Source organism: Stutzerimonas stutzeri (assembly GCF_002890915.1).
Taxonomy (GTDB): domain Bacteria; phylum Pseudomonadota; class Gammaproteobacteria; order Pseudomonadales; family Pseudomonadaceae; genus Stutzerimonas; species Stutzerimonas stutzeri_AF.
The window spans coordinates 193667-218048 of the sequence record NZ_POUT01000001.1; the positions used below are offsets into that span (position 1 = coordinate 193667).

General features: G+C 66.9%; 22 protein-coding genes. 9 read left to right on the forward strand and 13 right to left on the reverse strand.

The window, feature by feature from the left end:
* Positions 1-102 precede the first annotated feature (102 nt).
* Entirely contained in the window at positions 103-1284 is a 1182-nt protein-coding gene (locus tag CXK94_RS00900; RefSeq protein ID WP_102892921.1) for an acyl-CoA dehydrogenase, read from the reverse strand.
* A 174-nt stretch (positions 1285-1458) separates the two neighbouring features.
* Between CXK94_RS00900 and CXK94_RS00905 the strand changes: the two genes are divergently transcribed.
* Entirely contained in the window at positions 1459-2370 is a 912-nt protein-coding gene (locus tag CXK94_RS00905; RefSeq protein WP_102892922.1) for a LysR family transcriptional regulator, read from the forward strand.
* Positions 2371-2379: 9 nt separating this feature from the next.
* On the opposite strand, the gene CXK94_RS00910 is transcribed toward CXK94_RS00905, so the two are convergent.
* The 10 genes from CXK94_RS00910 to glcD form a co-directional block, all read right to left on the reverse strand.
* Positions 2380-2754, reverse strand: a complete 375-nt coding sequence (locus CXK94_RS00910) for an SCP2 sterol-binding domain-containing protein (RefSeq protein WP_102892923.1) — start codon at positions 2752-2754, stop codon at positions 2380-2382.
* A 137-nt stretch (positions 2755-2891) separates the two neighbouring features.
* On the reverse strand, positions 2892-3164 hold the full coding sequence (locus CXK94_RS00915) for an HU family DNA-binding protein (protein ID WP_037043064.1): 273 nt from the start codon (positions 3162-3164) through the stop codon (positions 2892-2894).
* A 149-nt stretch (positions 3165-3313) separates the two neighbouring features.
* Positions 3314-4498 carry an NAD(P)/FAD-dependent oxidoreductase gene (locus CXK94_RS00920; protein ID WP_102892924.1) on the reverse strand — a complete coding sequence of 395 codons (1185 nt, stop codon included), beginning with the start codon at positions 4496-4498 and terminating at the stop codon, positions 3314-3316.
* Positions 4499-4534: 36 nt separating this feature from the next.
* Complete coding sequence (locus tag CXK94_RS00925; RefSeq protein ID WP_037043062.1) at positions 4535-4702, reverse strand: rubredoxin; 168 nt, start codon at positions 4700-4702, stop codon at positions 4535-4537.
* Positions 4703-4815: 113 nt separating this feature from the next.
* Complete coding sequence (locus tag CXK94_RS00930) at positions 4816-6519, reverse strand: L-lactate permease (RefSeq protein ID WP_102892925.1); 1704 nt, start codon at positions 6517-6519, stop codon at positions 4816-4818.
* A gap of 231 nt (positions 6520-6750) precedes the next feature.
* Positions 6751-8928 (reverse strand): malate synthase G, encoded by a 2178-nt coding sequence (locus CXK94_RS00935; RefSeq protein WP_102892926.1) that lies wholly within the window; start codon positions 8926-8928, stop codon positions 6751-6753.
* Positions 8929-8952: 24 nt separating this feature from the next.
* Positions 8953-9357 carry a heme-binding protein gene (locus tag CXK94_RS00940; protein ID WP_037043061.1) on the reverse strand — a complete coding sequence of 135 codons (405 nt, stop codon included), beginning with the start codon at positions 9355-9357 and terminating at the stop codon, positions 8953-8955.
* Between the two features lie 133 nt (positions 9358-9490).
* On the reverse strand, positions 9491-10708 hold the full coding sequence (glcF, locus tag CXK94_RS00945) for a glycolate oxidase subunit GlcF (RefSeq protein ID WP_102892927.1): 1218 nt from the start codon (positions 10706-10708) through the stop codon (positions 9491-9493).
* A 7-nt stretch (positions 10709-10715) separates the two neighbouring features.
* A complete protein-coding gene (glcE, locus tag CXK94_RS00950) occupies positions 10716-11777 on the reverse strand; it encodes a glycolate oxidase subunit GlcE (protein WP_037043057.1) in 1062 nt (353 codons plus the stop codon).
* Complete coding sequence (gene glcD / locus CXK94_RS00955; protein WP_037043055.1) at positions 11777-13276, reverse strand: glycolate oxidase subunit GlcD; 1500 nt, start codon at positions 13274-13276, stop codon at positions 11777-11779. Before glcD ends, glcE begins: the two co-directional genes overlap by 1 nt.
* A 236-nt stretch (positions 13277-13512) precedes the next feature.
* Here glcD and glcC point away from each other — a divergent pair, with 236 nt between their 5' ends.
* The 6 genes from glcC to CXK94_RS00985 all read left to right on the forward strand — a co-directional run bounded on the left by glcC (position 13513) and on the right by CXK94_RS00985 (position 19645).
* Entirely contained in the window at positions 13513-14286 is a 774-nt protein-coding gene (glcC, locus tag CXK94_RS00960) for a transcriptional regulator GlcC (RefSeq protein ID WP_037043053.1), read from the forward strand.
* A 134-nt stretch (positions 14287-14420) separates the two neighbouring features.
* On the forward strand, positions 14421-14960 hold the full coding sequence (locus CXK94_RS00965; RefSeq protein ID WP_102892928.1) for a chorismate--pyruvate lyase family protein: 540 nt from the start codon (positions 14421-14423) through the stop codon (positions 14958-14960).
* 57 nt (positions 14961-15017) lie between these two features.
* Positions 15018-15911, forward strand: a complete 894-nt coding sequence (gene ubiA, locus CXK94_RS00970) for a 4-hydroxybenzoate octaprenyltransferase (protein ID WP_102892929.1) — start codon at positions 15018-15020, stop codon at positions 15909-15911.
* A 128-nt stretch (positions 15912-16039) separates the two neighbouring features.
* A complete protein-coding gene (gene phoB / locus CXK94_RS00975) occupies positions 16040-16729 on the forward strand; it encodes a phosphate regulon transcriptional regulator PhoB (RefSeq protein ID WP_102892930.1) in 690 nt (229 codons plus the stop codon).
* Positions 16730-16809: 80 nt separating this feature from the next.
* Positions 16810-18105 (forward strand): phosphate regulon sensor histidine kinase PhoR, encoded by a 1296-nt coding sequence (gene phoR, locus CXK94_RS00980; protein WP_102892931.1) that lies wholly within the window; start codon positions 16810-16812, stop codon positions 18103-18105.
* A gap of 199 nt (positions 18106-18304) precedes the next feature.
* Positions 18305-19645, forward strand: coding sequence for a hemolysin family protein (locus tag CXK94_RS00985; RefSeq protein ID WP_102892932.1), 1341 nt, complete (start codon positions 18305-18307; stop codon positions 19643-19645).
* 136 nt (positions 19646-19781) lie between these two features.
* Here the strand turns inward: CXK94_RS00985 and CXK94_RS00990 are convergent, their stop codons facing one another.
* A complete protein-coding gene (locus CXK94_RS00990; RefSeq protein ID WP_102892933.1) occupies positions 19782-20678 on the reverse strand; it encodes a peptidoglycan DD-metalloendopeptidase family protein in 897 nt (298 codons plus the stop codon).
* A 167-nt stretch (positions 20679-20845) separates the two neighbouring features.
* A complete protein-coding gene (locus CXK94_RS00995; RefSeq protein WP_102892934.1) occupies positions 20846-21742 on the reverse strand; it encodes a response regulator in 897 nt (298 codons plus the stop codon).
* A 199-nt stretch (positions 21743-21941) separates the two neighbouring features.
* On the opposite strand from CXK94_RS00995, the gene CXK94_RS01000 reads away from it, so the two are divergent.
* On the forward strand, positions 21942-22739 hold the full coding sequence (locus CXK94_RS01000; RefSeq protein WP_102892935.1) for a universal stress protein: 798 nt from the start codon (positions 21942-21944) through the stop codon (positions 22737-22739).
* A 437-nt stretch (positions 22740-23176) separates the two neighbouring features.
* On the forward strand, positions 23177-24382 hold the full coding sequence (locus CXK94_RS01005) for an ABC transporter substrate-binding protein (protein WP_037043198.1): 1206 nt from the start codon (positions 23177-23179) through the stop codon (positions 24380-24382).

The following is a 24382-nucleotide window of genomic DNA, read 5'->3' on the forward strand; positions in this document are numbered from 1 at the left end:
GTGGAAAACGACCGCAGGTCTTTTCCACCGATTGGTACGAGACCGTAACGGCGGGGCAGCAAAGGTGGAAAACGCTGTCGCGGTTTTCCACCCTACGGCGCCTCAGAAGAACGCCTGGATGCCAGTCTGCGCGCGGCCGAGGATCAGCGCATGCACATCGTGGGTGCCCTCGTAGGTGTTCACCACCTCCAGGTTGACCAGGTGCCGGGCCACGCCGAACTCGTCGCTGATGCCATTGCCGCCGAGCATGTCTCGGGCCAGGCGGGCAATCTCCAGGGATTTGCCACAGCTGTTGCGCTTCATGATCGAGGTGATTTCAACCGCAGCAGTGCCTTCGTCCTTCATGCGACCCAGGCGCAGGCAGCCTTGCAGGGCCAGGGTGATCTCGGTCTGCATGTCGGCCAGCTTTTTCTGGATCAGCTGGTTGGCGGCCAGCGGCCGGCCGAACTGCTGACGGTCCAGGGTGTACTGGCGTGCGGTGTGCCAGCAGAACTCGGCGGCGCCCAGCGCGCCCCAGGCGATGCCGTAGCGGGCACTGTTCAGGCAGGTGAACGGCCCCTTCAGCCCGCGCACATCGGGGAAGGCGTTCTCTTCCGGGCAGAACACGTTGTCCATGACGATCTCGCCGGTGATCGAGGCGCGCAGGCCGACCTTGCCGTGGATCGTCGGGGCGGACAGTCCTTCCCAGCCCTTCTCCAGCACGAAGCCGCGAATCTCGCCGGCGTCATCCTTGGCCCAGACCACGAAGACATCGGCGATCGGGCTGTTGGTGATCCACATCTTGCTGCCGGACAGGCGATAGCCGCCGTCGACCTTCTTGGCGCGGGTGATCATCGAGCCGGGGTCGGAGCCGTGGTTCGGTTCGGTGAGGCCGAAGCAGCCGATGTATTCGCCGCTGGCCAGCTTGGGCAGGTACTTCTGCCTGGTCGCCTCGTTGCCGAACTCGAAGATCGGCACCATCACCAGCGAGGACTGCACGCTCATCATCGAGCGGTAGCCCGAATCGATGCGCTCGACCTCGCGGGCGATCAGGCCGTAGCACACGTAGTTCAGCCCGCTGCCGCCGTAGGCTTCGGGGATGGTCGCGCCGAGCAGGCCGGTCTCGCCCATCTCGCGGAAGATCGCCGGATCGGTGCGCTCATGACGGAAAGCTTCCAGCACCCGTGGCGCCAGCTTGTCGGCAGCGAACTGCGCGGCGCTGTCACGCACCATGCGCTCTTCTTCGGTCAGTTGCTGGTCGAGCAGCAGCGGGTCGATCCAGTTGAAACTTTCTTTGCCGGCCATTCGGGGCCTCCTCTTGTTGTCTTCGGCACCGCGGGCACGCGGGCGGGATGAGCTGATCCTAGGCGCCGCAACGGCGCGTCGCAAACGAGGATTTCGCACCGACCTGTGCGCGTTGCTCACTCCGAGCTAAGCTCTGCGGCCAATAATCGGAAAATTCCGTGAGGTCTTCGCATAATGCGCCGCAAGATTCCCAGCACCGCCGCGCTGGTCGCCTTCGAGGCCGCCGCCCGCCACGAGAGCTTTACCCGAGCGGCCGATGAGCTGGCGCTGACCCAGAGCGCCATCTGCCGGCAGATCGGCGGGCTGGAGGAATTCCTCGGCCTGGCGCTGTTCCGCCGTTCGCGGCGCGGCGTGAAGCTCACTGCCGCCGGCCAGTCCTACGCCCGCCGCATCGCCGCGCAGCTGGACGCGGTGGAGCGCGACACGCTGTCGGTGATGGGCCAGCAGGGCGCCATGAGCCTGGAGCTGGCCGTGGTGCCGACCTTCGGTACCCAGTGGCTGGTGCCGCGCCTCAGGCACTTCCAGGCGCTGCATCCGGAGATCACGGTGAACCTGACCAACCGCACCCGGCCCTTCCTCTTCGCCGACACCGAGTTCGATGCTGCCATCTACTTCGGCGATGCCGACTGGTCCGGTACCGAGGCGCACTACCTGATGCCCGAGGACCTGCAGCCAGTCTGCAGCCCCGCCCTGCTGCGCGAGGGACAGCTGTTCACGACCCAGACCCTGGCCGAATTGCCGTTGCTGCAGCAGACCACCCGCCCCTACGCCTGGCGCCAGTGGTTCGACGCGCAGGGAATGAAGGTCGCCCGCGACATGACCGGTCCGCGGCTGGAGCTGTTCTCCATGCTGGCGCAGGCGGCCGAGCATGGCATGGGTGTGGCGCTGATCCCGCCGTTCCTGATCCAGCGGGAACTGGCCGAGGGGCGGCTGGTGCTGGCGCATCCGCACGCCTATCGCAGCGAGACGCGGGCGTACTACCTGATGATTCCCGAGCGCAAGGTGGAGTCGGCAGGGCTGGTGGCGTTTCGCGATTGGTTGAAGGATGAGGCGAGGCTGTGGCGGGAAGAGCAGCCACAAGCTTGAAGCCGCTTCTCAGGCCTTCTTGCGGGGCTTCAGGTATTTGCTCAGCCCCTGAAACCACATCACCAGCGCCGGGTTTCCCTGAATCTGGATGTCCTTGTTCTGAATTCCCTGCATGAACGCCAGCTGCTTGTTCTTCGCCGTCAGGGTGGCGAAGCCATAGGCGGCATCCTTGAACCCCAGGGAGAAGGCCGGTTCGCTCGCCGGGCCGCGCTTGCTGGTGATGCGCTGGTCCTTGACCACGAAATGCCGGGCGATCTTGCCGTCCAGCGTATGCAACTGGAAGCTCAGGTCCTTGTCGCCCAGCTGCTGCTGGAACTCGGGATTGGTGCGGCTGGCCTTGGCCATCAGGCGGCCCAGCATCCAAAGCAGGAAGCGGAATTTCATGGGAGTGTCCGACCGGTACGAGGGAGAGGCCGCATTGTAGTGGCCTGGTCGGCGGAGGGAAGCATGGGTACGGGGCGGTCCGGGACGGACCCGGCGGTCAGGTTGACCCGGAGCCCAACGGCTCCGGGTGGCGCAGGTCAGTTGACCGCGTCTTTGAGCATCTTGCCGGGCTTGAAGGCGACGGTGTTGCTGGCCTTGATGGTGACCGGCTGCCCGGTCTGCGGGTTCTTTCCGGTACGGGCGCCACGATGGCGCTGTATGAAGGTGCCGAAACCGACCAGGGTGACGCTGTCCTTGCGGTTCAGCGCGTTGGTGATTTCATCCAGCACGGCGTTGAGTACGCGATTGGCCTGGTCCTTGGACAGATCGGCCTTCTCGGCGATGGCGGCGGCGAGTTCCGGTTTACGCATTGGGAGCCTCTGAGACGTTTTTGTTGTTGTGTCCGTACTGTTCGCGAGAACAGCGCTAAAGGCGCTGCAACAGCTCTAGGCTGGGGCAGACCCTTGGAGAATGGCACGGCGCTAGCACCTGCGCCAGTCCCTCAAGGTACATGTCGGCCTCAACCCGGGGACTTTAGCGACAGAATTTGCGGTAGTTCCGCCAGCACCGGCGGCAGCTGCTTGTTCAACGCCAGCCGCTGCTGCACCGCCGCACCGGTCAGCGCATAGCCGAGCAGCTGGCCGTCAGGCCCGAGATAGAGCGCTTTGACGTCGTTTCCGGAGGCTTCCACCGTCCAGCTGCCGACGGCTCCCAATGCCGGCGGCGAGACCACCAGCGGGCATGCCGGGGTCTTCACCGTGACCGGCATCGGGCCGTAACTGACGAAGGTCGGATTGCCAAACAGGGTTTTCGCCAGCGCCCGCGCGCCAGCCATCAACGGCATCACGTAGAGCAGGTTGAGGCCCTCGACCTCGGCGCAATCACCCAGTGCGTAGACGTGGGGCTGCGAGGTCTGCAGCAGGCGATCGACGACGATGCCGCGCGCCACGTGCAGCCCCGCCGCGGCCGCCAGCTCGGTGCGCGGGTGCAGCCCCACCGCGCTGACCACCAGATCGCAGGACAGCCGCGTGCCGTCCGACAGCTGCGCGGCCAGGCCGTCGGCGCCATGCTCGAGCCGCTCCAGCACCGGCCCGAGGTGAAAACGCGCGCCCAGCCCTTCCAGGCCGTTCTGTACCGCGCGGGCGGCTTCCTGCGGCAGCAGGCCAGGCATGATCTGCTGGCTCGGCGCGACCAGCTCGACCTCATAGCCGCCGTGCAGCAGGTCGTTGGCGAACTCGCAGCCGATCAGCCCGGCGCCGAGGATCAGCACCCGGCGCTTGCCGGCGGCGGCGGCGCGGAAGCGGCCGTAGTCGAGCAGATCGTTGATCGGAAAGATCGCTTCATCGGCGTCGCCAGCGACCTCCACCTTGCGCGTCTGCGCGCCCCAGGCCAGCACCAGGTCGCGGTAGGCCACCGGCTCGTTGCCGATCCAGACGCGCCGGTTCGCCGGGTCGAGCCGGGTCACCCGGGTATGCGTGCGGATCTCGGCGTTCAGCTGCTCGGCCATGGCGCCGGCGCTGGCCATGCCCAGGCTCTCGGCATCCTTGCTGGCGGCGAAGCCGGTGGACAGCAGCGGCTTGGAATAGGAACGCCCGTCGTCCGCGGTAATCAGCAGCAGCGGCGTGTCGCTATCGAGCTTGCGCCATTCGCGCGCCAGGTTGTAACCGGCCAGGCCGGTGCCGATGATCACTACGGGTGCCGTCACGTCATTTGCCCTCGTTGGTTCTGTTGAAGCACGCAATCAGGAGATGGCGATCATCTCGAAGTCCACCTTGCCGACGCCGCAGTCCGGGCAGACCCAGTCTTCCGGTACGTCTTCCCAGCGCGTGCCGGGGGCGATGCCCTCTTCCGGCAGGCCCAGGGCCTCGTCATAGATGTAGCCGCACACCACACATTGCCATTTCTTCATGCAAGACCTCGATGCTCGTCGATTGCGACGCACGCTATACCAGAACGCCACGTCGCACCATGTCTACAAATGAAAACGGGCGGCCGAAGCCGCCCGTCAGCAGGGCACCGGACTCAGCCGGCAGCGCCCACCAGCGGATCGCTGATACCCATCACGTAGAACCCGATCAGGCCGATGCTACCGGCCAGGATGAGGTAGTACAGGGTCGGCAGCATGGTCTTGCGCAGGGTGATGCCTTCGCGTCCGAGCAGCCCCACGGTCGCCGAAGCGGCCACCACGTTGTGGATGGCGATCATGTTGCCCGCCGCCGCGCCGACCGACTGCAGCGCCACCATCAGCGCACCGGAGAGGCCCAGTAGGCCGGCGGTGTTGAACTGGAACTGCGAGAGCATCAGATTGGACACGGTGTTGGAACCGGCGATGAACGCGCCCAGCGCACCGACCGCCGGGGCGAAGAACGGATACACGTCGCCCACGCTGTTGGCCACCAGTTGCGCCATGGCCACCGGCATGGACACCAAGTCCGAACCGTTGACGCCGGAGTTGATCAGGATGCGCACCATCGGGATGGTGAAGATCAGCACGAAGCCGGCGCCGAGCAGGGTCCGGCTCGATTCGCTGACCGCCGCGCCCAGCTCCCGCGCACTCATGCGGTGCAGGAAGAAGGTCAGGATCACCACCATGCAGAGGATGCCACCCGGCAGGTACAGCGGCTCCAGGGTCCCGGAGACGCCGGTTTCACCGAGGATGTCCTTCCAGCCGAAGGTGAACGACATCAGCAACGCCTTGAACTGCGGGAATACCCGCGAGGCGACCAGCAGCGCGGCCAGCAGCAGGTAGGGAGCCCAGGCCATCGGCACGGAGACCGGCGTCTTGCCGGCCACGTCCTCGATCTTCATCTCGATCCGGCCCATCCACTCCGCCGGCCATTCGCTGGCCGGGGCGAAGTCCCAGCTGTCCTTGGGCAGCAGGAAGCCGGCCTTGGCTGCCGGCACCACGATGGCCAGGCCCACCAGCGCGCCGATCATCGAGGGGAACTCCGGGCCGAGGAACACGCCGGCGGCGGCGTACGGGATGACGAAGCACAGCCCGGTGAACACCGCGAACGGCGCCACGGCCAGGCCTTCGGTCCAGGATTTGTTGCGGCCGAAGTAGCGGGTCATGATGCTGATCATGATCAGCGGCATGAGAATCCCGCACAGCGCGTGGATGATCGCGACGCGCGAGAAGATCAGGTGGAAGAAGGTATCCCAGTTACTGCCCAGCGCGGCCATCTGCGCGCCGATGCCAGTCTGGTCCAGGCCTGCGCCGACGCCGACCAGGATCGGCGTACCGACCGCACCGAAGGAAACCGGCGTGGACTGTACCATCATCCCCATCACCACCGCGGCCAGTGCCGGGAAGCCCAGCGCCACCATCAGCGGCGCGGCCACCGCGGCCGGCGTACCGAAGCCCGAAGCCCCCTCGATGAAGCAGCCGAACAGCCAGGCGACGATCAGCACCTGCACGCGACGGTCGGGGCTGATGTTGGAGAAGCCACGCCGAATCGCACTGATCCCCCCGGAGTGCTTCAGCGTATTGAGCAACAGGATCGCACCGAAGATGATCCAGAGGATCGCCGCGGTGAGAATCAGGCCCTGCAAGGTCGAGGCGATGACCCGGTTGAGCGTCATGTCCCAGGCCAGCAGGCCGATCAGTGCAGTAAGGACGAAAACCAGCGGCATCGCATACTTGGCCGGCCAGCGAAAGCCGATCAGCAGCACACCCGCCAGCACCAGCGGCACGAAGGCCAGGATGGACAGTAGTGTTTGACTCATTTGTTGGGTCCCTGTTTTTTTGTTGTGAACCACTTTTAGTTATGTCCGGGCGTGCCCGGCGCCTAGCATGGACCCCGCCACAAGGGCGGAACCCCGACTGCCGGCCCCCGCGCGCGGCGACCTGCAGCCCATGCTCGAAAGCCCCAGGCACCTTGCGGTACCTGAGGCCTGTAACCATCACGCCGGCAGAAGCGCATCGCCTTCAGCCGCCGTGACCATTGCTCCCGTTGCTCAGTTGGCCTGCTTGAAACGCTGGCGCCAGGCATGCAGCAAAGGCTCGGTGTAACCCGACGGCTGCTCGCGGCCCTTGAACACCAGATCCGACGCCGCCTGGAACGCGATTGACTGAGTGTAGTCGCTGGACATGGCGCGGTAGAGCGGATCGCCCGCATTTTGCTGGTCCACCACCTTGGCCATGCGCTCGAGGGTTTCCTGCACCTGCTCGCGGGTCACCACGCCATGGTGCAGCCAGTTGGCCACGTGCTGGCTGGAGATACGCAGGGTGGCGCGGTCCTCCATCAGGCCGACGTTGTGGATGTCCGGCACCTTGGAGCAACCGACGCCCTGCTCGACCCAGCGCACCACGTAGCCGAGGATGCCCTGGCAGTTGTTGTCCAGTTCCTGCTGCTTCTCTTCGGCGCTCCACGTGTCTTCGGCGACCACCGGGATGGTCAGCAGGTCGTTGAGCAGCTGCTCGCGCTCGGCGGCCAGGTCGACTTTCTCCAGCTCGCTCTGCACGGCCTGCACGTCTACCTGGTGGTAGTGCAGCGCATGCAGGGTGGCGCCGGTCGGCGACGGTACCCAGGCGGTGTTGGCGCCGGATTTCGGGTGGCCGATCTTCTGCTCGAGCATGGCCGCCATCAGGTCCGGCATGGCCCACATGCCCTTGCCGATCTGCGCCTTGCCGCGCAGGCCGCAGGCCAGGCCGACCAGCACGTTGTTGCGCTCGTAGGACTGGATCCACGGAGTGGACTTCATGTCGCCCTTGCGCAGCACCGGGCCGGCTTCCATGCAGGTGTGCATCTCGTCGCCGGTGCGGTCGAGGAAGCCGGTGTTGATGAAGGCCACGCGGTGCTTGGCCGCGCCGATGCAGGCCTTGAGGTTGGCGCTGGTGCGGCGCTCCTCGTCCATGATGCCCATCTTCAGGGTGTAGCGCGGCACGCCGATCAGGTCCTCGACGCGGCCGAACAGTTCGTCGGCGAAGGCGACTTCCTTGGGCCCGTGCATCTTCGGCTTGACGATGTAGAAGCTGCCGGTGCGCGAGTTGCCCTTGCGCTTGAGATCATGCTTGGCGATCAGGCTGGTGAACACGCCGTCCATGATGCCTTCGGGAATCTCGCGCCCCGCCTCGTCGAGGATCGCCGGGTTGGTCATCAGGTGGCCGACGTTGCGGATGAACAGCAGCGAGCGGCCGTGCAGTTTCAGCTCGCCGCCATTGGGCGCGCTGTACTCTCGGTCCGGATTCAGACGACGGACGAAGCTCGAGCTGCCCTTGGCGACTTCCTCGCTGAGGGTGCCCTGGACGATGCCCAGCCAGTTGCGGTAGGCCAGCACCTTGTCATCGGCGTCCACCGCGGCGACCGAGTCTTCGCAGTCGAGGATGGTGGAGACCGCGGCCTCGATCAGCAGGTCCTTGATGCCGGCGGCATCGGTCTGGCCGATCGGGCTGTTCGGGTCGATCTGGATCTCGATGTGCAGGCCGTTGTTCTTCAACAGCACTGCCCGGGGTTCGAGCACGTCGCCCTGGAAGCCGGCGAACTTCTCCGGCTGCGCCAGCGCGGTGACGCTGCCGTTCTCCAGGGTGACCTTCAGCTGGCCGTCCTGCACGCGGTAGTTGACCGCATCGGCATGGCTGCCTTCGGCCAGCGGCGCGGCCTGATCGAGGAAATTGCGGGCGAAGGCGATGACCTTGGCGCCACGCACTTCGTTGTAGCCCGGGCCCTTCTGCGCACCGCCCTCTTCGGAGATCGCGTCGGTGCCGTACAGCGCGTCGTACAGCGAGCCCCAGCGGGCGTTGGCGGCGTTCAGCGCATAGCGCGCATTCATGATCGGCACCACCAGCTGCGGGCCGGCCTGGGTGGCGATCTCGCTGTCGACGTTGGCGGTCTCGATCTTCACCTCGCCCGGCACCGGCTGCAGGTAGCCGATGGATTCGAGGAAGGCGCGGTAGGCCGGCATATCCTCGATCGGCCCCGGATTGGCCTTGTGCCAGGCGTCCAGCTCGGCCTGCAGGCGATCACGCTCGGCGAGCAGTTCGCGGTTCTTCGGCGCCAGATCGTGGACCAGGGCGTCCAGGCCCTGCCAGAAGGTCGCGGCTTCGACGCCGGTGCCCGGCAGGACTTCGTCCTCGATGAAACGCTGCAGGTTGGCCGCCACTTGCAGGCGGCCCAGGGTTACACGCTCGGTCATCTATTGTTCTCCTTCTTGCCTGAATCAGTTGGCCAGGGCGGCGGCGCCGGCTTTGGCGATCTGTGCATCCTGGGCGGCGGTGACGCCGGAGACGCCCACCGAGCCGATCACCTGGCCGTCGACGATCAGCGGCACGCCGCCTTCCAGCGAGCACACCACCGGCGCCGAGAGGAAGGCGCTGCGGCCGCCGTTGACCATGTCCTCGTAGCCCTTGGTCTCGCGGCGGCCCAGCGCGGCGCTGCGCGCCTTCTCGGTGGCGATGTAGGCGGCGATCGGCGCGCAGCCGTCCAGGCGCTCGAGTACCAGCGGGTGGCCGCCGTCGTCGGCGACGACGATGGTCACGGCCCAGCCGTTGCTCTGCGCTTCGGCGCGGGCGGCGGCGAGGATGGTGGCGACTTCGGTCTGGCTCAGTACGGCTTTGCTTTTCATCTCGATTCTCCTGTCTTCGTATTTCGGTTGTTCGTTGGCGGGCGGCGGGCGGTGGAAATTCGCTTGGCGAGATTTCCACCCTACGGTCAGCTCGCTCGTCGTAGGGTGGAAAACGGCGCAGCCTTTTCCACCGTTACCCCATCGATTCCTCGACCACTTCGATCCAGTGCTTGACCGGTGTACGCCCGGCACCGTCCAGGTGGGTCTGGCAGCCGATGTTGGCGGTGACGATCACCTCCGGCTTGCCGCTCTCCAGGGCCTCGAGCTTGTTGTCGCGCAAGCGCATGGAAATCTCCGGCTGGGTGATCGAGTAGCTGCCCGCCGAGCCACAGCACAGGTGCGCATCGGGCACCGCGGTGAGCTGGAAGCCCAGGCGGGTGAGCACGTCTTCGACCGCGCCGCCGAGCTTCTGTGCGTGCTGCAGGGTGCACGGGCAATGGAAGGCCATGCGCTTGTCGGGGCATACGTTGAGCTTTTCCAGCTCGGTGCCGCGCAGCACCTCGACCAGGTCCTTGGCCAGTTCGCTGACGCACGCAGCCTTGGCCGCGTAGGTCGGGTCGTCCTTGAGCAGGTGGCCGTATTCCTTGACGAAGGCGCCACAGCCGCTGGCGGTCTGCACGATGGCTTCGGCACCGGCCTCGATCGCCGGCCACCAGGCGTCGATGTTGCGCCGGGCGCGCTCCAGACCGGCCTCCTGGGCGTTGAGGTGGTAGTCCACCGCACCACAGCAGCCGGCTTCGCGCGCCGGGCTGACGCTGATGCCCAGGCGGTCGAGCACGCGCGCCGCGGCGGCGTTGGTGTTCGGCGACAGGCTCGGCTGCACGCAGCCTTCGAGCATCAGCACACGGCGGCCGTGCATGACCTGTGGGCGCGGCTTGGCCGGGCGGATTTCGCGCGGCAGGTGCCCCTGGAGTGCGGCCGGCATCAATGGCTTGAGCGCATTGCCGGCACCCAGCAGCGCCTTGAACAGCCCCGGGCGCGGAATCACCGTGCGCAGGCCGCCGCGCACCACGCGCTCGCCCAGCGGGCGCGGCACCTGGCGTTCGATGAAGTCGCGGCCGATGTCCAGCAGGTTGTGGTACTTCACCCCCGACGGGCAGGTGGTTTCGCAGTTGCGGCAGGTCAGGCAGCGGTCCAGGTGCAGCTGGGTACTCGCGGTCACCTCGCCGCCCTCGAACATCTGCTTCATCAGGTAGATGCGCCCGCGCGGGCCGTCCAGCTCGTCGCCGATCAACTGGTAGGTCGGGCAGGTGGCATTGCAGAAGCCGCAGTGCACGCAGGAGCGCAGGATGCTCTCGGCTTCCTCGGCGCGCGGCAGCTGCTTCGCCGCTTCGCTCAGATTGGTTTGCATAACGTCGTCAGACCTCGGAATACATGCGGCCGGGATTGAAGATGCCCTGCGGATCGAGCGCCGCCTTGAGCTGCTGGTGGTAGCGCAGCAGCGGCGCGGGCAGCGGCTGGAACGGGCTGGCCGTGGCGCCGGCGCTGAAGCAGGTGGCATGGCCGCCGACTTCGTGGGCGATGGCGCGGATCGTCTCGGCATCGGCATCGCTCTTCAGCCAGCGCTGGGCACCGGCCCAGTCCAGCAGCTGCTCGCCCGGCAGCCCCAGCACCGGCGTGTTGTTCGGCAGCGACAGACGCCACAGCGGGCGCGCATCGGCGAAGAACGCCAGGCGCTGTTCGCGCAGCGCATTCCAGTAATCGGAATCGAGCTCCGCGCAACCGATACGCCCGCAGGCGGCCCGGACCGAGCCCTCGCCACCTTCCAGGCGCAGGTAGAGCGCCTGGCCGTCATGGCTGGCGGCGCTGATCGGAATCGGCTGCTGGCCCCATTCGGCGAGCTCGAGCAGCGCGCGCTCCTGGTCGATTTCCAGGCGCAGGCTGCTGCACAGGCGCGGCTTGGGCAGTACCTTGAGCGAGACCTCGGTGAGCACGCCGAGGCAGCCGAAACTGCCGGCCATCAGCCGCGACAGGTCGTAGCCGGCGACGTTCTTCATCACCTCGCCGCCGAAACGCAGGTGCTTGCCCTGGCCGGTGATGATCCGGCTGCCGAGCACGAAATCGCGTACCGAACCGCTCCACGGACGGCGCGGCCCGGACAGGCCGGCGGCGATCATGCCGCCGACGGTGGCATCGGGCCCGAAGTGCGGCGGCTCGCAGGGCAGCATCTGCCCGGCTTCATCCAGCACCGCTTCCAGCTCCGCCAGCGGAGTGCCGGCGCGCACGGTGATCACCAGTTCGGTGGGGTCGTAGCTGACGATGCCGCGGTGCTCGCGCACGTCGAGCAGCTGGCCTTCGACCGGGCGGCCGAGAAAGGCCTTGCTGCCGCCGCCCTGGATGCGCAGCGGGGTCTTCGCGGCGAGCGCCTGGTTGACCTGGTCCAGCAGTTGCGCGCTGGCGTCGTTTGCGAATACGGACATCAGAAGCGCTCCAGTTCGGGGAAAGGCAGCTCGCCGTTGTGGATATGCATGCGGCCGAACTCGGCGCAGCGATGCAGCGTCGGGATGTTCTTGCCGGGGTTGAGCAGGCCGCTGGGGTCGAAGGCTGCCTTGACCGCGTGGAACAGGGTCAGCTCGTCGGCATTGAACTGCGAGCACATCTGGTTGATCTTCTCGCGGCCGACGCCATGCTCGCCGGTGATGCTGCCGCCGACCTCGACGCACAGCTCGAGGATCTTGCCGCCCAACTCCTCGGCGCGCTCCAGCTCGCCCGGCTGGTTGGCATCGAAGAGGATCAGCGGGTGCATGTTGCCGTCGCCGGCGTGGAACACGTTGGCCACGCGCAGGCCGAAGCGCTCGGAGAGTTCGCTGATGCCCTTGAGCACGCCCGGCAGCTCGCGGCGCGGAATGGTACCGTCCATGCAGTAGTAGTCCGGCGAGATGCGCCCGACCGCCGGGAAGGCGTTCTTGCGCCCGGCCCAGAAGCGCACGCGCTCGGCTTCGTCCTTGGCCAGGCGCACTTCGGTGGCGCCGGCCAGCTTCAGCACCTCGCTGACGCGCGCGCAGTCGTCGTGCACGTCGGCTTCGACGCCATCCAGCTCGCAGAGCAGGATCGCCTCGGCATCCACCGGGTAGCCGGCGTGGATGAAGTCCTCGGCGGCGCGGATCGACAGGTTGTCCATCATCTCCAGGCCACCGGGGATGATGCCGGCGGCGATGATGTCGCCCACCGCGCGCCCGGCCTTCTCCACCGAGTCGAAGGCGGCCAGCAGCACCTTGGCCACCTGCGGCTTGGGCAGCAGTTTGACGGTCACCTCGGTGACGATGCCGAGCATGCCCTCGGAGCCGGTGAACAGCGCCAGCAGGTCGAAGCCCGGCGAATCCAGCGCGTCGGAGCCGAGCGTCATGCGCTCGCCTTCGACAGTGAGGATTTCCACCTTGAGCAGGTTATGCACGGTCAGGCCGTACTTCAGGCAGTGCACGCCGCCGGCATTCTCGGCGACGTTGCCGCCGATGGAGCAGGCGATCTGCGACGACGGGTCCGGCGCGTAGTACAGCTCGTAGGGCGCAGCGGCCTGGGAGATCGCCAGGTTGCGCACGCCGGGCTGGACGCGGGCGAAGCGCCCGGCCGGGTCGACTTCGAGAATCTTGTTGAAGCGCGCCATCACCAGCAGGATGCCCTGCTCCAGCGGTAGCGCGCCGCCGGACAGGCCGGTGCCGGCGCCACGGGCGACCACCGGTACGCCGCGTCGATGGCAGAGCTTGAGCAGGTGCTCGACCTGCTCGACGCGCTCGGGCAGTACCACCAGCATCGGCGTGGTGCGGTAGGCGGACAGGCCGTCGCACTCGTAGGGCTTGAGGTCCTCGCGACGGTGGAGGATCTCCAGGTCAGGCAGCTGTGCTTGCAGCTCGGCCAGCAGCGCGGCCTTGTCGACCTTGGGCAACGCGCCATCGACGCGTTCGTCGTAGAGAATGTTCATGGCAGGTTCAGTGCTCTTGTGGTTCACCGGCAGCACGACCCGCTGCGGTGCATTGCCGCATGATTAGCGTCGGCGCGCTTGGCCGTCTACCGCAACCTGAACTGGTCCTACCAGTTTTTTGTAGTCGGCCAGCCGGAACACTACCGAAATACCGCCCCAGGGCGCGGGCGTACAACTCTCCAGCCATTCAGGCTAAACTCCCCGGCAACTGGTCCTACCAGCTGGAGAGAGACTGCATGTTGAGCGAAAAGCACAATGACCGTCGTCAAGTTGCCGATGTGGTGGCCGAGCGCATCGAACGATTGATCGTCGACGGCGTGCTCAAGGTCGGCCAGGCGCTGCCCTCGGAGCGGCGCCTGTGCGAGAAGCTCGGTATCTCCCGCTCGGCGCTACGCGAGGGGCTGCGCGTACTGCGCGGGCGCGGCATCATCGAGACCGCGCAGGGTCGCGGCTCGTTCGTCGCCGAGCTGTCGGGCAACCACGACGCCAGCCCGCTGATGCATCTGTTCAACTCGCAACCGCGCACGCTCTACGACCTGCTGGAGGTGCGCGCCCTGCTCGAGGGCGAGTCCGCCCGGCTGGCGGCGCTGCGCGGCACCGATGCCGACTTCATCCTGCTGCGTCGGCGCTACGAGGAGATGCTCGCCGCCCACGCCGACGAGCAAGGCGGCGACCCCCGGGAACACGCACGGCTCGATCACGCCTTCCACCTGGCGATCTGCGAGGCCTCGCACAACCCGGTGCTGGTGCATACGCTGCAGTCGCTGACCGACCTGATGCTCTCGACCGTGTTCGCCTCGGTGAACAACCTCTATCACCGGCCGGCGCAGAAGCGGCAGATCGACCGCCAGCACTCGCGCCTGTTCCACGCCGTCACCGAGCGCCTGCCGGAGCAGGCCCAGCGCGCGGCACGCGACCACATCCACAGCATTCGCGACAACCTCAAGGAAATCGAGCAGGAGGAGCAGCGCCTGGTGCGCGCCACCATGCGGTTGGAGGGGTGGGCGTAAAAAAGCAGCTGGAAGCCAGTGTGCGGGGCTGGTGCCAGAGCCTCGTCAAGCTCGTCTTCCAGCTTCAGGCTTCAGGCTGCTTTAACCCTCCATGCTAGACTCGCCGCTCTTTTCGCTACGCCCCGACTGCGCCCGTGTCCGAATTCAAAGACTGGCTGAGTGCCGACCGCCTACCCCGCCCGCTCGATCCCGCCCTGCATGACTGGCTGTACGTCGACAAAGGCTCGCTGACCCGCCGCCTCACCGAACTGGCCGATGGCGCGTTCAGCGTCGTCCCGCTGCAACAGGCCTGGCAAGCGCTGCGCGCCGACGAGTGCGCGGCGCTGGGCGTGGCGCCCGGCAGCGAAGGCTGGGTGCGCGAGACCTACCTGTGCGGCCACCACCAGCCCTGGGTGTTCGCCCGCAGCGTCGCCGCACGCGAGGCTCTGGAGCGCTCCGGGCTGGACCTGCGCCACCTCGGCGAGCGTTCGCTGGGCGAGCTGCTGTTCAGCGACCCGGCATTCGCCCGCGGCGCGCTGCAGGCCTGCCACTATCCGGCGCCCTGGCTGCCGTCCGAATACCGCCAGGATGGGCTTTGGGCCCGGCGCTCGTGCTTCAGCCAGGACCGGCTCGGCATCCTGGTCGCCGAGGTGTTCCTGCCCGCGCTGTGGCAGGCCGCGGGCGTCACACCTTAAGAGCTTGGGGTGCGGGTCCACCTTATATAATCGCCCTCTTTCGCATGGAGACCGCCGATGTATCTGAAACTGCTGCAATCGTGCAATCGCCTGCATCCACGCGCCTGGGACTTCATCCAGCTGATGCGCCTGGACCGCCCCATCGGCATCTACCTGCTGCTGTGGCCGACGCTGTCGGCGCTGTGGATCGCCGCCGAGGGCATGCCCAGCGCCAAGCACCTGTTCATCTTCACTGCCGGGGTGATCCTGATGCGCGCCGCCGGCTGCGCGATCAACGACTTCGCCGATCGCAACTTCGACGGCCACGTGCAGCGCACCAACATGCGCCCGCTGGCCACCGGGCGAGTGCGCACACACGAGGCCTGGGCGACGTTCGCCGTGCTGGTGGCGCTGAGTTTCGGCCTGGTGCTGCTGACCAACGCCATTACCGTCTGGCTGTCCTTCGGCGCACTGGCGGTAGCCTCGCTGTATCCGTTCATGAAGCGCTACACCTACTACCCACAGGTGGTGCTCGGGGCCGCCTATTCCTGGGGCATCCTCATGTGCTTCACCGCCACGCGCGGCACGCTGCCGCCGGAGGCCTGGCTGCTGTTCATCGCCAACGTGCTGTGGACGGTGGGCTACGACACCTATTACGCCATGGCCGACCGCGAGGACGACCTGAAGATCGGCATCAAGTCCACCGCCATCCTCTTCGGCGACGCCGACCGGGTGATCATCCTCACGCTGCAGGGCCTGGCGCTGTTCTGCCTGCTGCTCGCCGGCGTGCGCTTCGAGCTGGGCCAGTGGTTCCACCTCGGCCTGGTGGGCGCCGCCGCCTGCTTCGCCTGGGAATTCTGGAAGACCGCCTCGCGCAAACCGCAGACCTGCTTCAAGGCCTTCCTCCACAACCACTGGGCGGGGCTGGCCATTCTTGTGGGCATCGTCCTCGACTACGCGTCGAAAGCGTAGGCAATGGCAGCGCCTGCGCGCCGCGCGCGCAGCCTGCCCCCGGGCGCGGCGCTGCCGCCAGCTTGTCACATGGCTGCAATAATTCCGTTATCTAATGCCGGACGACAAGAAACGACCGAGGCTTGACCATGAATGGCAAGAGCATACTGATCGTCGACGACGAGGCGCCAATCCGCGAGATGATCGTCGTCGCCCTGGAAATGGCCGGCTACGACTGCCTGGAGGCGGAAAACACCCAGCAGGCCCATGCCCTGATCGTCGATCGCAAGCCCGATCTGATCCTGCTCGACTGGATGCTGCCCGGCACGTCCGGCATCGAACTGGCCCGCCGGCTCAAGCGCGACGAGCTGACCGCCGACACCCCGATCATCATGCTCACCGCCAAGGGCGAAGAGGACAACAAGATCCAGGGCCTGGAGGTCGGCGCCGACGACTACATCACCAAGCCGTTCTCCCCGCGCGAACTGGTGGCGCGCCTCAAGGCCGTGCTGCGCCGCGCCGCCCCCACCGACAGCGAGGCGCCGATCGAGATCGGCGGGCTGCTGCTCGACCCGATCAGCCATCGCGTCACCATCGACGGCAAGCCGGCCGAGATGGGCCCCACCGAATACCGCCTGCTGCAGTTCTTCATGACCCACCAGGAACGCGCCTACACCCGCGGCCAGCTGCTCGACCAGGTCTGGGGCGGCAACGTCTACGTCGAGGAGCGCACCGTCGACGTGCACATCCGTCGCCTGCGCAAGGCGCTCGGCGAAGCCTACGAAAACCTCGTGCAGACGGTGCGCGGCACCGGCTATCGTTTCTCCAGCAAGAGCTGAGCGCCCGACGTGAGCGTGGATTCCACCGCCGGCCTCACCGCCTACCGTGCCGCCCGCGGCCGTCTCCAGGAGCGTTTCCGTTGAATCAGGATTGGCAAGCAGCCCTCGTACGTCGCCTGCTGCTTCTGCTCGGCGGCTGCCTGCTGCTCGGCCTGATCACCGGCGAGTACGCCTGGATGCTGGTGCTCGGCCTGGCCGGCTACCTCGCCTGGACGCTGCGCCAGTTGCTGCGCCTGCAGAAATGGCTGCGGCGCACCGATCCCGACGAGCCGCCGCCGGACTCCGCCGGCATCTGGGGCGACGTGTTCGACAACCTCTACCAGCTGCAACGCCGCGACCTGCGCCTGCGCGGCCAGTTGCAGGCGGTGATCGACCGCGTGCAGGGTTCCACCGCCGCGCTCAAGGACGCCGTGATCACCCTCGACAGCGACGGCAACCTGGAATGGTGGAACATCGCCGCCAACCGCCTGCTGGGGCTGAAGAAGCCGCAGGACAGCGGCCACCCGATCACCAACCTGGTGCGCCACCCGGCATTCAAGGAATACTTCGAGCACGGCAACTACGACCAGCCGCTGGAACTGGTCTCGCCGGTGAACGACCGCATTCGCCTGCAGTTCAACATCACCCGCTACGGCAAGAGCGAGCACCTGCTGCTGGTGCGCGACATCACCCGGCTGCATCAGCTCGAGCAGATGCGCAAGGATTTCGTCGCCAACGTCTCCCATGAACTGCGCACCCCGCTGACGGTGATCGCCGGCTACCTGGAGACCCTGCTGGAAAATACCGACCAGCTCAATCCGCGCTGGCTGCGCGCGCTGCAGCAGATGAACCAGCAGGCCGGGCGCATGCAGCACCTGCTCAACGACCTGCTGTTGCTGGCCAAGCTGGAGGCCACCAGCCACCCGGCCGACAATGCGCCGGTGGCGGTGGCGCTGCTGCTGCAGTCGATCGTCAGCGATGCCCGCGCATTGTCCGGCGCGCGCGGCCACGGCATCAGCCTCGATGCCGACCCGGCGCTGCAGCTCAAGGGCAGCGAGGCGGAGCTGCGCAGCGCCTTTTCCAACCTGGTGTTCAATGCGGTGAAGTACACCCCGGACGGCGGCGACATCCACGTGCGCTGGTGGCGCGACGAGACCGGCGCGCACCTGTGCGTCGAGGACAGCGGTATCGGCATCGAGCCCAAGCACCTGCCGCGCCTGACGGAGCGCTTCTACCGGGTCGATTCGAGCCGCGCCAGCAGCACCGGCGGCACCGGGCTGGGGCTGGCCATCGTCAAGCACGTGCTGCTGCGCCACCAGGGCCGGCTGGACATCAGCAGCATTCCCGGCCAGGGCAGCCGCTTTTCCTGTCACTTCCAGCCGTCGCAGCTGGCATAGGAAGGTCGGGTTGAACCGCGTAGCGGCGAAGCCCGGCACCGACGGAGCCGAGATATTGCGATGGCCGGATATTCCGTTCGTTGGGCTTCGCGGAGCTCAACCCAACCTACCCGGCGCCCATCCCGCACGACGCAAGTCTGCTTGAAATGCCAACCAGCCGACCCCATGCTGTGCGCTCCTTCGGCTCTTCGAACTATTCATGGACCCTTCCCCCAGTTACGCCGCCTCCTCCTACTTCGCCGATTTCGGCCTGATCCTCTTCGCCCTGTTCCTCGTGCTGCTCAACGGCTTCTTCGTCGCCGCCGAGTTCGCCATGGTCAAGCTGCGCGCCACCAAGGTGGACGCCATCGCCAGCCAGCACGGCTGGCGCGGGCACATCCTGCGCACCGTGCACACCCAGCTCGACGCCTACCTGTCAGCCTGCCAGCTGGGCATCACCCTGGCTTCGCTGGGCCTCGGCTGGGTCGGCGAACCGGCCTTCGCCCACCTGCTCGAACCGCTGCTGGCCGCCCTCGGCATCCAGTCGCCGGCGCTGGTGCACGGCATCGCCTTCTTCACCGCGTTCTTCATCATTTCCTACCTGCACATCGTGGTCGGCGAGCTGGCGCCCAAGTCCTGGGCGATCCGCAAGCCCGAGCTGCTGTCGCTGTGGACGGCCGCCCCGCTGTATCTGTTCTACTGGCTGATGTACCCGGCGATCTACCTACTCAACGCCAGCGCCAACGCCATCCTGCGCATTGCCGGCCAGGGCGAGCCCGGCGCCGATCACGAGCACCACTACAGCCGCGAAGAACTCAAGCTGATCCTGCATTCCAACCGCGCACGCGACCCCAGCGACCAGCAGATCCAGGTGCTGGCCTCGGCGGTGGAGATGAGCGAGCTGGAGGTCGTCGACTGGGCCAACTCCCGCGAGGACCTGTTGCAGCTCGAGCACGGCGCGCCGCTGGCGGAAATCCTCGAGGTGATCCGCCGCCACAAGTACAGCCGCTATCCGGTCTATGACAGCGCACAGGGCGAGTACGTCGGCCTGTTGCACATCAAGGACCTGCTGCTGGCGCTGGCCGGCGATGACGGGCTGGCCGAGCATTTCGATCTCGACGAGCTGCTGCGGCCGCTGGAACGGGTGTCCAAGCACATGCCGCTGAGCGAGCTGCTCGAGCAGTTCCGCCAGGGCGGTGCGCATTTCGTCCTGGTGGAGGAAGGCGACCACAAGGTCATCGGCTTCCTGACCATGGAGGACGTGCTGGAAGTGCTGGTCGGCGATATCCAGGACGAGCACCGCAAGACCGAGCGCGGCATCCTCGCCTACCAGCCGGGCAAGCTGCTGGTGCGCGGCGACACGCCGCTGTTCAAGGTCGAGCGCCTGCTGCACGTCGACCTCGACCACATCGAGGCCGAAACCCTGGCCGGCCTGATCTACGAAACCCTCAAGCGAGTGCCCGAGGAGAACGAGGAGCTGCAGGTCGAAGGGTTGCAGATCGTCATCAAGAAGATGCGCGGGCCGAAGATCGTCCTGGCCAAGGTGCTCAAGCAGGGGTGAAGCAGCTGCAAGCGAGTATAGGGTGGATGTCGCTTTTTACATCCACCCTGCCCCCCACTCGCCGGGTCGGTAAAGCGTGAACCGACCTACACGAGCGCTTTTCCGCTTTTACTTGAAGCTTGTAGCTATCTATTCCCTATTCCCCGCCGACGGCGAAGTTCGGCAGGCTGTCGACCGGCTGGGAGAAGTCGAAGGGAATCGATTCGATGGCCAGGCCGACGTTGCGCTGCACGACGAAATGCAGGTGCGGGCCGGTGCTGTTGCCGGTGTTGCCGGAACGGGCGATGCGCGTACCGGTTTCCACCCGCTGGCCTTCGCGCACGGCCACCGAACCCTGCATCAGGTGCAGGTAGACGCCCATGGTGCCGTCGTCGTGGATGATGCGCACGAAGTTGCCGGCCGGGTTGTTGCCCCGCCCGCTCTGTTCGTTCTCCACTTTCACCACCACGCCGCCGCGCGCGGCAATGATCGGCGTGCCCTCGGGCATGGCGATGTCCATCGCATAACGGCCTTTCGGAGTGAAGTGGCTGTACTGGCCATTGGCGCCCTGGGTCAGGCGGAACGGCCCGCCGCGCCAGGGCAGCGGATACTTGTAGGGTTTGGGCAGCAGGCGCGGGTCGCCCAGGGCGTGGCGCAGCCTGGGCGTGTATTTCAGCGGCTTGGAGGCATCGCGCGGCGCCAGGGTCGCCAGGCGGATCTGGCTGCGCGGCGGCAGGATCCAGCGGATCGGCTTGGCCGGCGCACCGACGGCGTTCTCGACGTTGTCCAGCTTGAGTTCGATGTCCACCGGCGCGTAGAGATCGTTGCGTACCAGCAGCGTCTCGCCGGCGGCGTGCTTGCGGGTCTCCAGCCTGACCTGGGTATCGGTCTTTTCCACCATGCGATCGCGGAAGACGAACACCTGCGCACCAGGGGCGGCCTGGTCGCTGTAGGTCACCACGCCATTGGCATCGGTGTATTTGTAGATGGTCAGGGCCAGCGCCGGCGAGGCCAGCAGCGGCAGCCCGAGCAACAGGAGAAGGCGCCCCAGCATAACGGCAGAGTTCTAACGGTCAGGGTGTTGGAGCGGCAAGCCTAGCAGTGGCGTTGCGCCTGTGCGAGCCACCGACCGTCGGGGTGTGACGCCGATCAGCTTGTGTGGCGCGGCAACCGCCGAACGGTCAGCCAACGGCCCAGGACCGGCTCAGGCTGAACCGCTTCTCAGGCGCCGGGAATGAAATGCCGTTGCGCCGTGCCGCGGGCGATCAGCCGCGACAGGTAGTCGAGCTTCTGCGGGTCGCAGTCGACGAAGCGCAAGGACAGCTGCAGCCACTCGCTGTCGGGTTTGGGCTCGAACGCCGCGACCGCATGCAGGTAGCCGTTGAGACGGGCGATTTCGCCGCCCTCGCCCTGCTCCAGGTCGAGCACGGCGCTTTCAAGTACCTGCGGCAGCGTTTCGCCGCGCCTGATCACCAGCTGTGCATCCTTGAGGCTGAGGGCCTTGATCACGCAGGCCAGGGTGCCCGAAGCCAGTCGCAACTGGCCCTGGCCGCGCCCGGCGGCAGTGGTCGCCGCTTTGGCCGGCGCCTGCACCAGGGGCGCCGGCGCAGCTGCGGCTGGTGGCGCAGCGGGGCGCACCACTTCGGCCTTGCCGCCGGTCAGCGCGGCCAGCGAATCGTTGGCCATGCCGGTGGCCATGTTCCTGACCGGCGCGCTGGCGGCCAGGGCGTCGAGCTTGCCGGCGCGGCCCAGGGCCTTGCGCACCTTGCTGGTCAGCTGCTCGTTGGAGAACGGCTTGCCGATGAAGTCCGACACGCCGGACTGGATCGCCTGCACCACGTTCTCCTTGTCGCCGCGGCTGGTGACCATGATGAACGGCAGGGCCTTCAGCGCATCCTGCGCACGACACCAGGTCAGCAGCTCGAGCCCGGACATTTCCGGCATTTCCCAGTCGCAGAGGATCAGGTCGAAGCGCTCGCGCGTGAGCATCTGCTGGGCCTTGCGCCCGTTGACCGCGTCCTCGATGCGGATACCCGGGAAGTGGCCACGCAGCGCCTTCTTCACCAGGTCGCGGATAAAGGGCGCGTCATCCACCACCAGCACACTGACCTTGCTCATCCTTCACTCCTGCTCGAATGCCGGCAAGCATAGCGGCAGGACCGTCCCGACAAAAGCGCGAGTCGCCGCCAGCGGCAAACTTGTTGCGCTCAATCAACCCACGGCAGCGCCATCCTCGCCGAGCGCGACGACGCACCAGCGGACAGAAGCGCGCCGGCGCGGCATACTCGCGGTTTCCCGCCAGCGTTCCGAGGCCGCCATGGTTCAGCACATTCTCGTTGCCCACGATCTGACTCCGGAAGCCGACCGGGCCCTGCAGCGCGGCGCCCAGCTGGCCCGGCAGAGCGGGGCGCGCCTGAGCCTGCTGCACGTGCTCGACGAGCGCGACAACGGGGCCGACGAGGTCGCCGCACGCAGCCTCCTGCAAAACCGCCTGCAGCACAACGGGCTGGGCGACCAGCAGCCCTGGCTTCGCCGCGGCAACCCCGTCGAGGAAGTACTGACCCAGGCCCGCGGGCTGGAGGCGGACCTGCTGGTACTCGGCCGCCATCACCGCGATTCGACCCAGGGCTTCGCCGGCACTACCCTGGAACGCATCCTGCTCGCCACCCCGGCACCGCTGCTGCTGGCAATCGCCCCGGCAGAGACGCCCTACAGCCAGGCCCTGGCTGCCCTGGACTTCTCGCCCTGCGCCACCCGCGCCCTGCAATGCGCCTGGCGCCTGCTGCCGGCCGGCGCCGAGCTGCATGCACTGAACGTCGATGAAGTGGCCGAAGTGCACGGCCCGGACGAGAGCGGCCTGGCCCTGCAGCAGGAGCTGTTCGACCAGTTGCTCGAGGACATCCAGGCCTGGCTGCCGGACAGCGGCGTGCGGCTCAGCTACAGCCTCTACCAGGGCGAGCGCAGCAATTGCCTGGAAGCCGCCATCGGCGAGCTGCAACCGCAGTTGCTGGCGCTGGGCGGACACAGCCGCGGCGAACTCAGCAGCGCCCTGCTCGGCAGCCTGACCCGGCAATTTCTAGACCAACCGCCTTGCGACGTGCTGGTGGCGCGCTGACCCCGACCGGCGCCGCGAACCACGGCGCCCGCCCCCCCTTCTCCCGGCCGGCCCGGCAGCGACGTGCAACGCGTCCAGCCCCGAAACGCCCCCACCCACCGCGACACGAAACATCCGCCGCGCAGTTGCTTCCGCGAAATCCCCTGCTACGTTTAGTTTCTAGAACAACAATAAACAATAAGAAGAAGGCGCCCATGACCATCGCTGCGACCCTACTCCGGCTGCGCTCCCCATCCCGCTTCCCCCGCCACCGCAACGCTCGCGGGGCCACAGTGCCCGGATGGCTCGCATTGCAGGCGCCTTTCACCGCATGCCCCGAGCTGACCTGCGCGACCGCGTTCGCGCGTACCTGCCCCGTTTTCCCCTAGACCCCGCGCCGTCCTCGACAGCTCCGGGCGGGGTTGTCCTGTAACGGTCCATCGTGCAAGGAGATACGCATGAAGCTTCCAGCAATTGCAGCGGCAACCCTGACGGCGGCTATCGCCGTTCCCGCCTCGGCCGAGATTTCCGACGGCAAGGTGAAGATCGGCATCCTCAACGACCAGTCCGGCGTGTATGCCGATTTCGGCGGCAAATGGTCATACGAGGCGGCGAAGATGGCGGCCGAGGATTTCGGCGGCAAGGTGCTGGACGCGCCGATCGAGATCGTCACCGCCGACCACCAGAACAAGCCGGACATCGCCTCCAACATCGCCCGCCAGTGGTACGACCGCGAGCAGGTCGACTCGATCATGGAGCTGACCACCTCCTCGGTGGCGCTGGCAGTGCAGGGCATTTCCAAGAGCAAGAAGAAGATCGACCTGGTCACCGGCGCCGCCACCACCGAGCTGACCGGCAAGCAATGCTCGCCCTATGGTTTCCACTGGGCCTACGACACCCACGCGCTGGCAGTCGGCACCGGTGGCGCACTGGTATCCCAGGGCGGCGACAGCTGGTACTTCCTCACCGCCGACTACGCCTTCGGCTATTCGCTGGAGGAGCAGACCGCGACGTTCGTCAAATCCAAGGGGGGCGAGGTCAAGGGCGCGGTCCGCCACCCCCTGGCGACCACCGACTATTCGTCGTTCCTGCTGCAGGCACAATCCTCCGGGGCCAAGGTCATCGGCCTGGCCAACGCCGGCCTGGATACCTCCAACAGCATCAAGCAGGCGGCGGAATTCGGCATCGTCGCCGGCGGCCAGCGCCTCGCCGCGCTGCTTTTCACCCTCGCCGAGGTGCACGGCCTGGGCCTCGACGCCGCGCAGGGGCTGACCCTGACCGAAAGCTTCTACTGGGACCGCGACGACAAGTCGCGCGAGTTCGGCGAACGCTTCTTCAAGCGCACCGGGCGCATGCCGAACATGGTCCATGCCGGCACCTATTCGGGCGTGATGCAGTACCTCAAGGCCATCGAGAAGGCCGGCACCGATGCCACCGAGCCGGTGGCCAAGGCGATGCACGAGATGCCGGTGGACGACGTCTTCGCGCGCAACGCCAAGGTCGGCGCCAACGGCCGGCTGATCAGCGACGTCTACCTGATGGAGGTGAAGAAGCCCGAGGAAAGCAAGCGCGCCTGGGACTACTACAAGGTGCTGGCCACCGTGCCGGGCGACGAGGCCTACATCAAGCCGGCCGACAGCGGCTGCGATCTGGCCGGGCAATGA

Coding starts and splice junctions, on each gene's coding strand:
- CXK94_RS00900 (WP_102892921.1), bottom strand. CDS start 1,284: ATGGCCGGCAAAGAAAGTTTCAACTGGATCGACCCGCTGCTGCTCGAC.
- CXK94_RS00905 (WP_102892922.1), top strand. CDS start 1,459: ATGCGCCGCAAGATTCCCAGCACCGCCGCGCTGGTCGCCTTCGAGGCC.
- CXK94_RS00910 (WP_102892923.1), bottom strand. CDS start 2,754: ATGAAATTCCGCTTCCTGCTTTGGATGCTGGGCCGCCTGATGGCCAAG.
- CXK94_RS00915 (WP_037043064.1), bottom strand. CDS start 3,164: ATGCGTAAACCGGAACTCGCCGCCGCCATCGCCGAGAAGGCCGATCTG.
- CXK94_RS00925 (WP_037043062.1), bottom strand. CDS start 4,702: ATGAAGAAATGGCAATGTGTGGTGTGCGGCTACATCTATGACGAGGCC.
- CXK94_RS00930 (WP_102892925.1), bottom strand. CDS start 6,519: ATGAGTCAAACACTACTGTCCATCCTGGCCTTCGTGCCGCTGGTGCTG.
- CXK94_RS00935 (WP_102892926.1), bottom strand. CDS start 8,928: ATGACCGAGCGTGTAACCCTGGGCCGCCTGCAAGTGGCGGCCAACCTG.
- CXK94_RS00940 (WP_037043061.1), bottom strand. CDS start 9,357: ATGAAAAGCAAAGCCGTACTGAGCCAGACCGAAGTCGCCACCATCCTC.
- glcF (WP_102892927.1), bottom strand. CDS start 10,708: ATGCAAACCAATCTGAGCGAAGCGGCGAAGCAGCTGCCGCGCGCCGAG.
- glcE (WP_037043057.1), bottom strand. CDS start 11,777: ATGTCCGTATTCGCAAACGACGCCAGCGCGCAACTGCTGGACCAGGTC.
- glcD (WP_037043055.1), bottom strand. CDS start 13,276: ATGAACATTCTCTACGACGAACGCGTCGATGGCGCGTTGCCCAAGGTC.
- glcC (WP_037043053.1), top strand. CDS start 13,513: ATGTTGAGCGAAAAGCACAATGACCGTCGTCAAGTTGCCGATGTGGTG.
- ubiA (WP_102892929.1), top strand. CDS start 15,018: ATGTATCTGAAACTGCTGCAATCGTGCAATCGCCTGCATCCACGCGCC.
- phoB (WP_102892930.1), top strand. CDS start 16,040: ATGAATGGCAAGAGCATACTGATCGTCGACGACGAGGCGCCAATCCGC.
- CXK94_RS00985 (WP_102892932.1), top strand. CDS start 18,305: ATGGACCCTTCCCCCAGTTACGCCGCCTCCTCCTACTTCGCCGATTTC.
- CXK94_RS00990 (WP_102892933.1), bottom strand. CDS start 20,678: ATGCTGGGGCGCCTTCTCCTGTTGCTCGGGCTGCCGCTGCTGGCCTCG.
- CXK94_RS00995 (WP_102892934.1), bottom strand. CDS start 21,742: ATGAGCAAGGTCAGTGTGCTGGTGGTGGATGACGCGCCCTTTATCCGC.
- CXK94_RS01000 (WP_102892935.1), top strand. CDS start 21,942: ATGGTTCAGCACATTCTCGTTGCCCACGATCTGACTCCGGAAGCCGAC.
- CXK94_RS01005 (WP_037043198.1), top strand. CDS start 23,177: ATGAAGCTTCCAGCAATTGCAGCGGCAACCCTGACGGCGGCTATCGCC.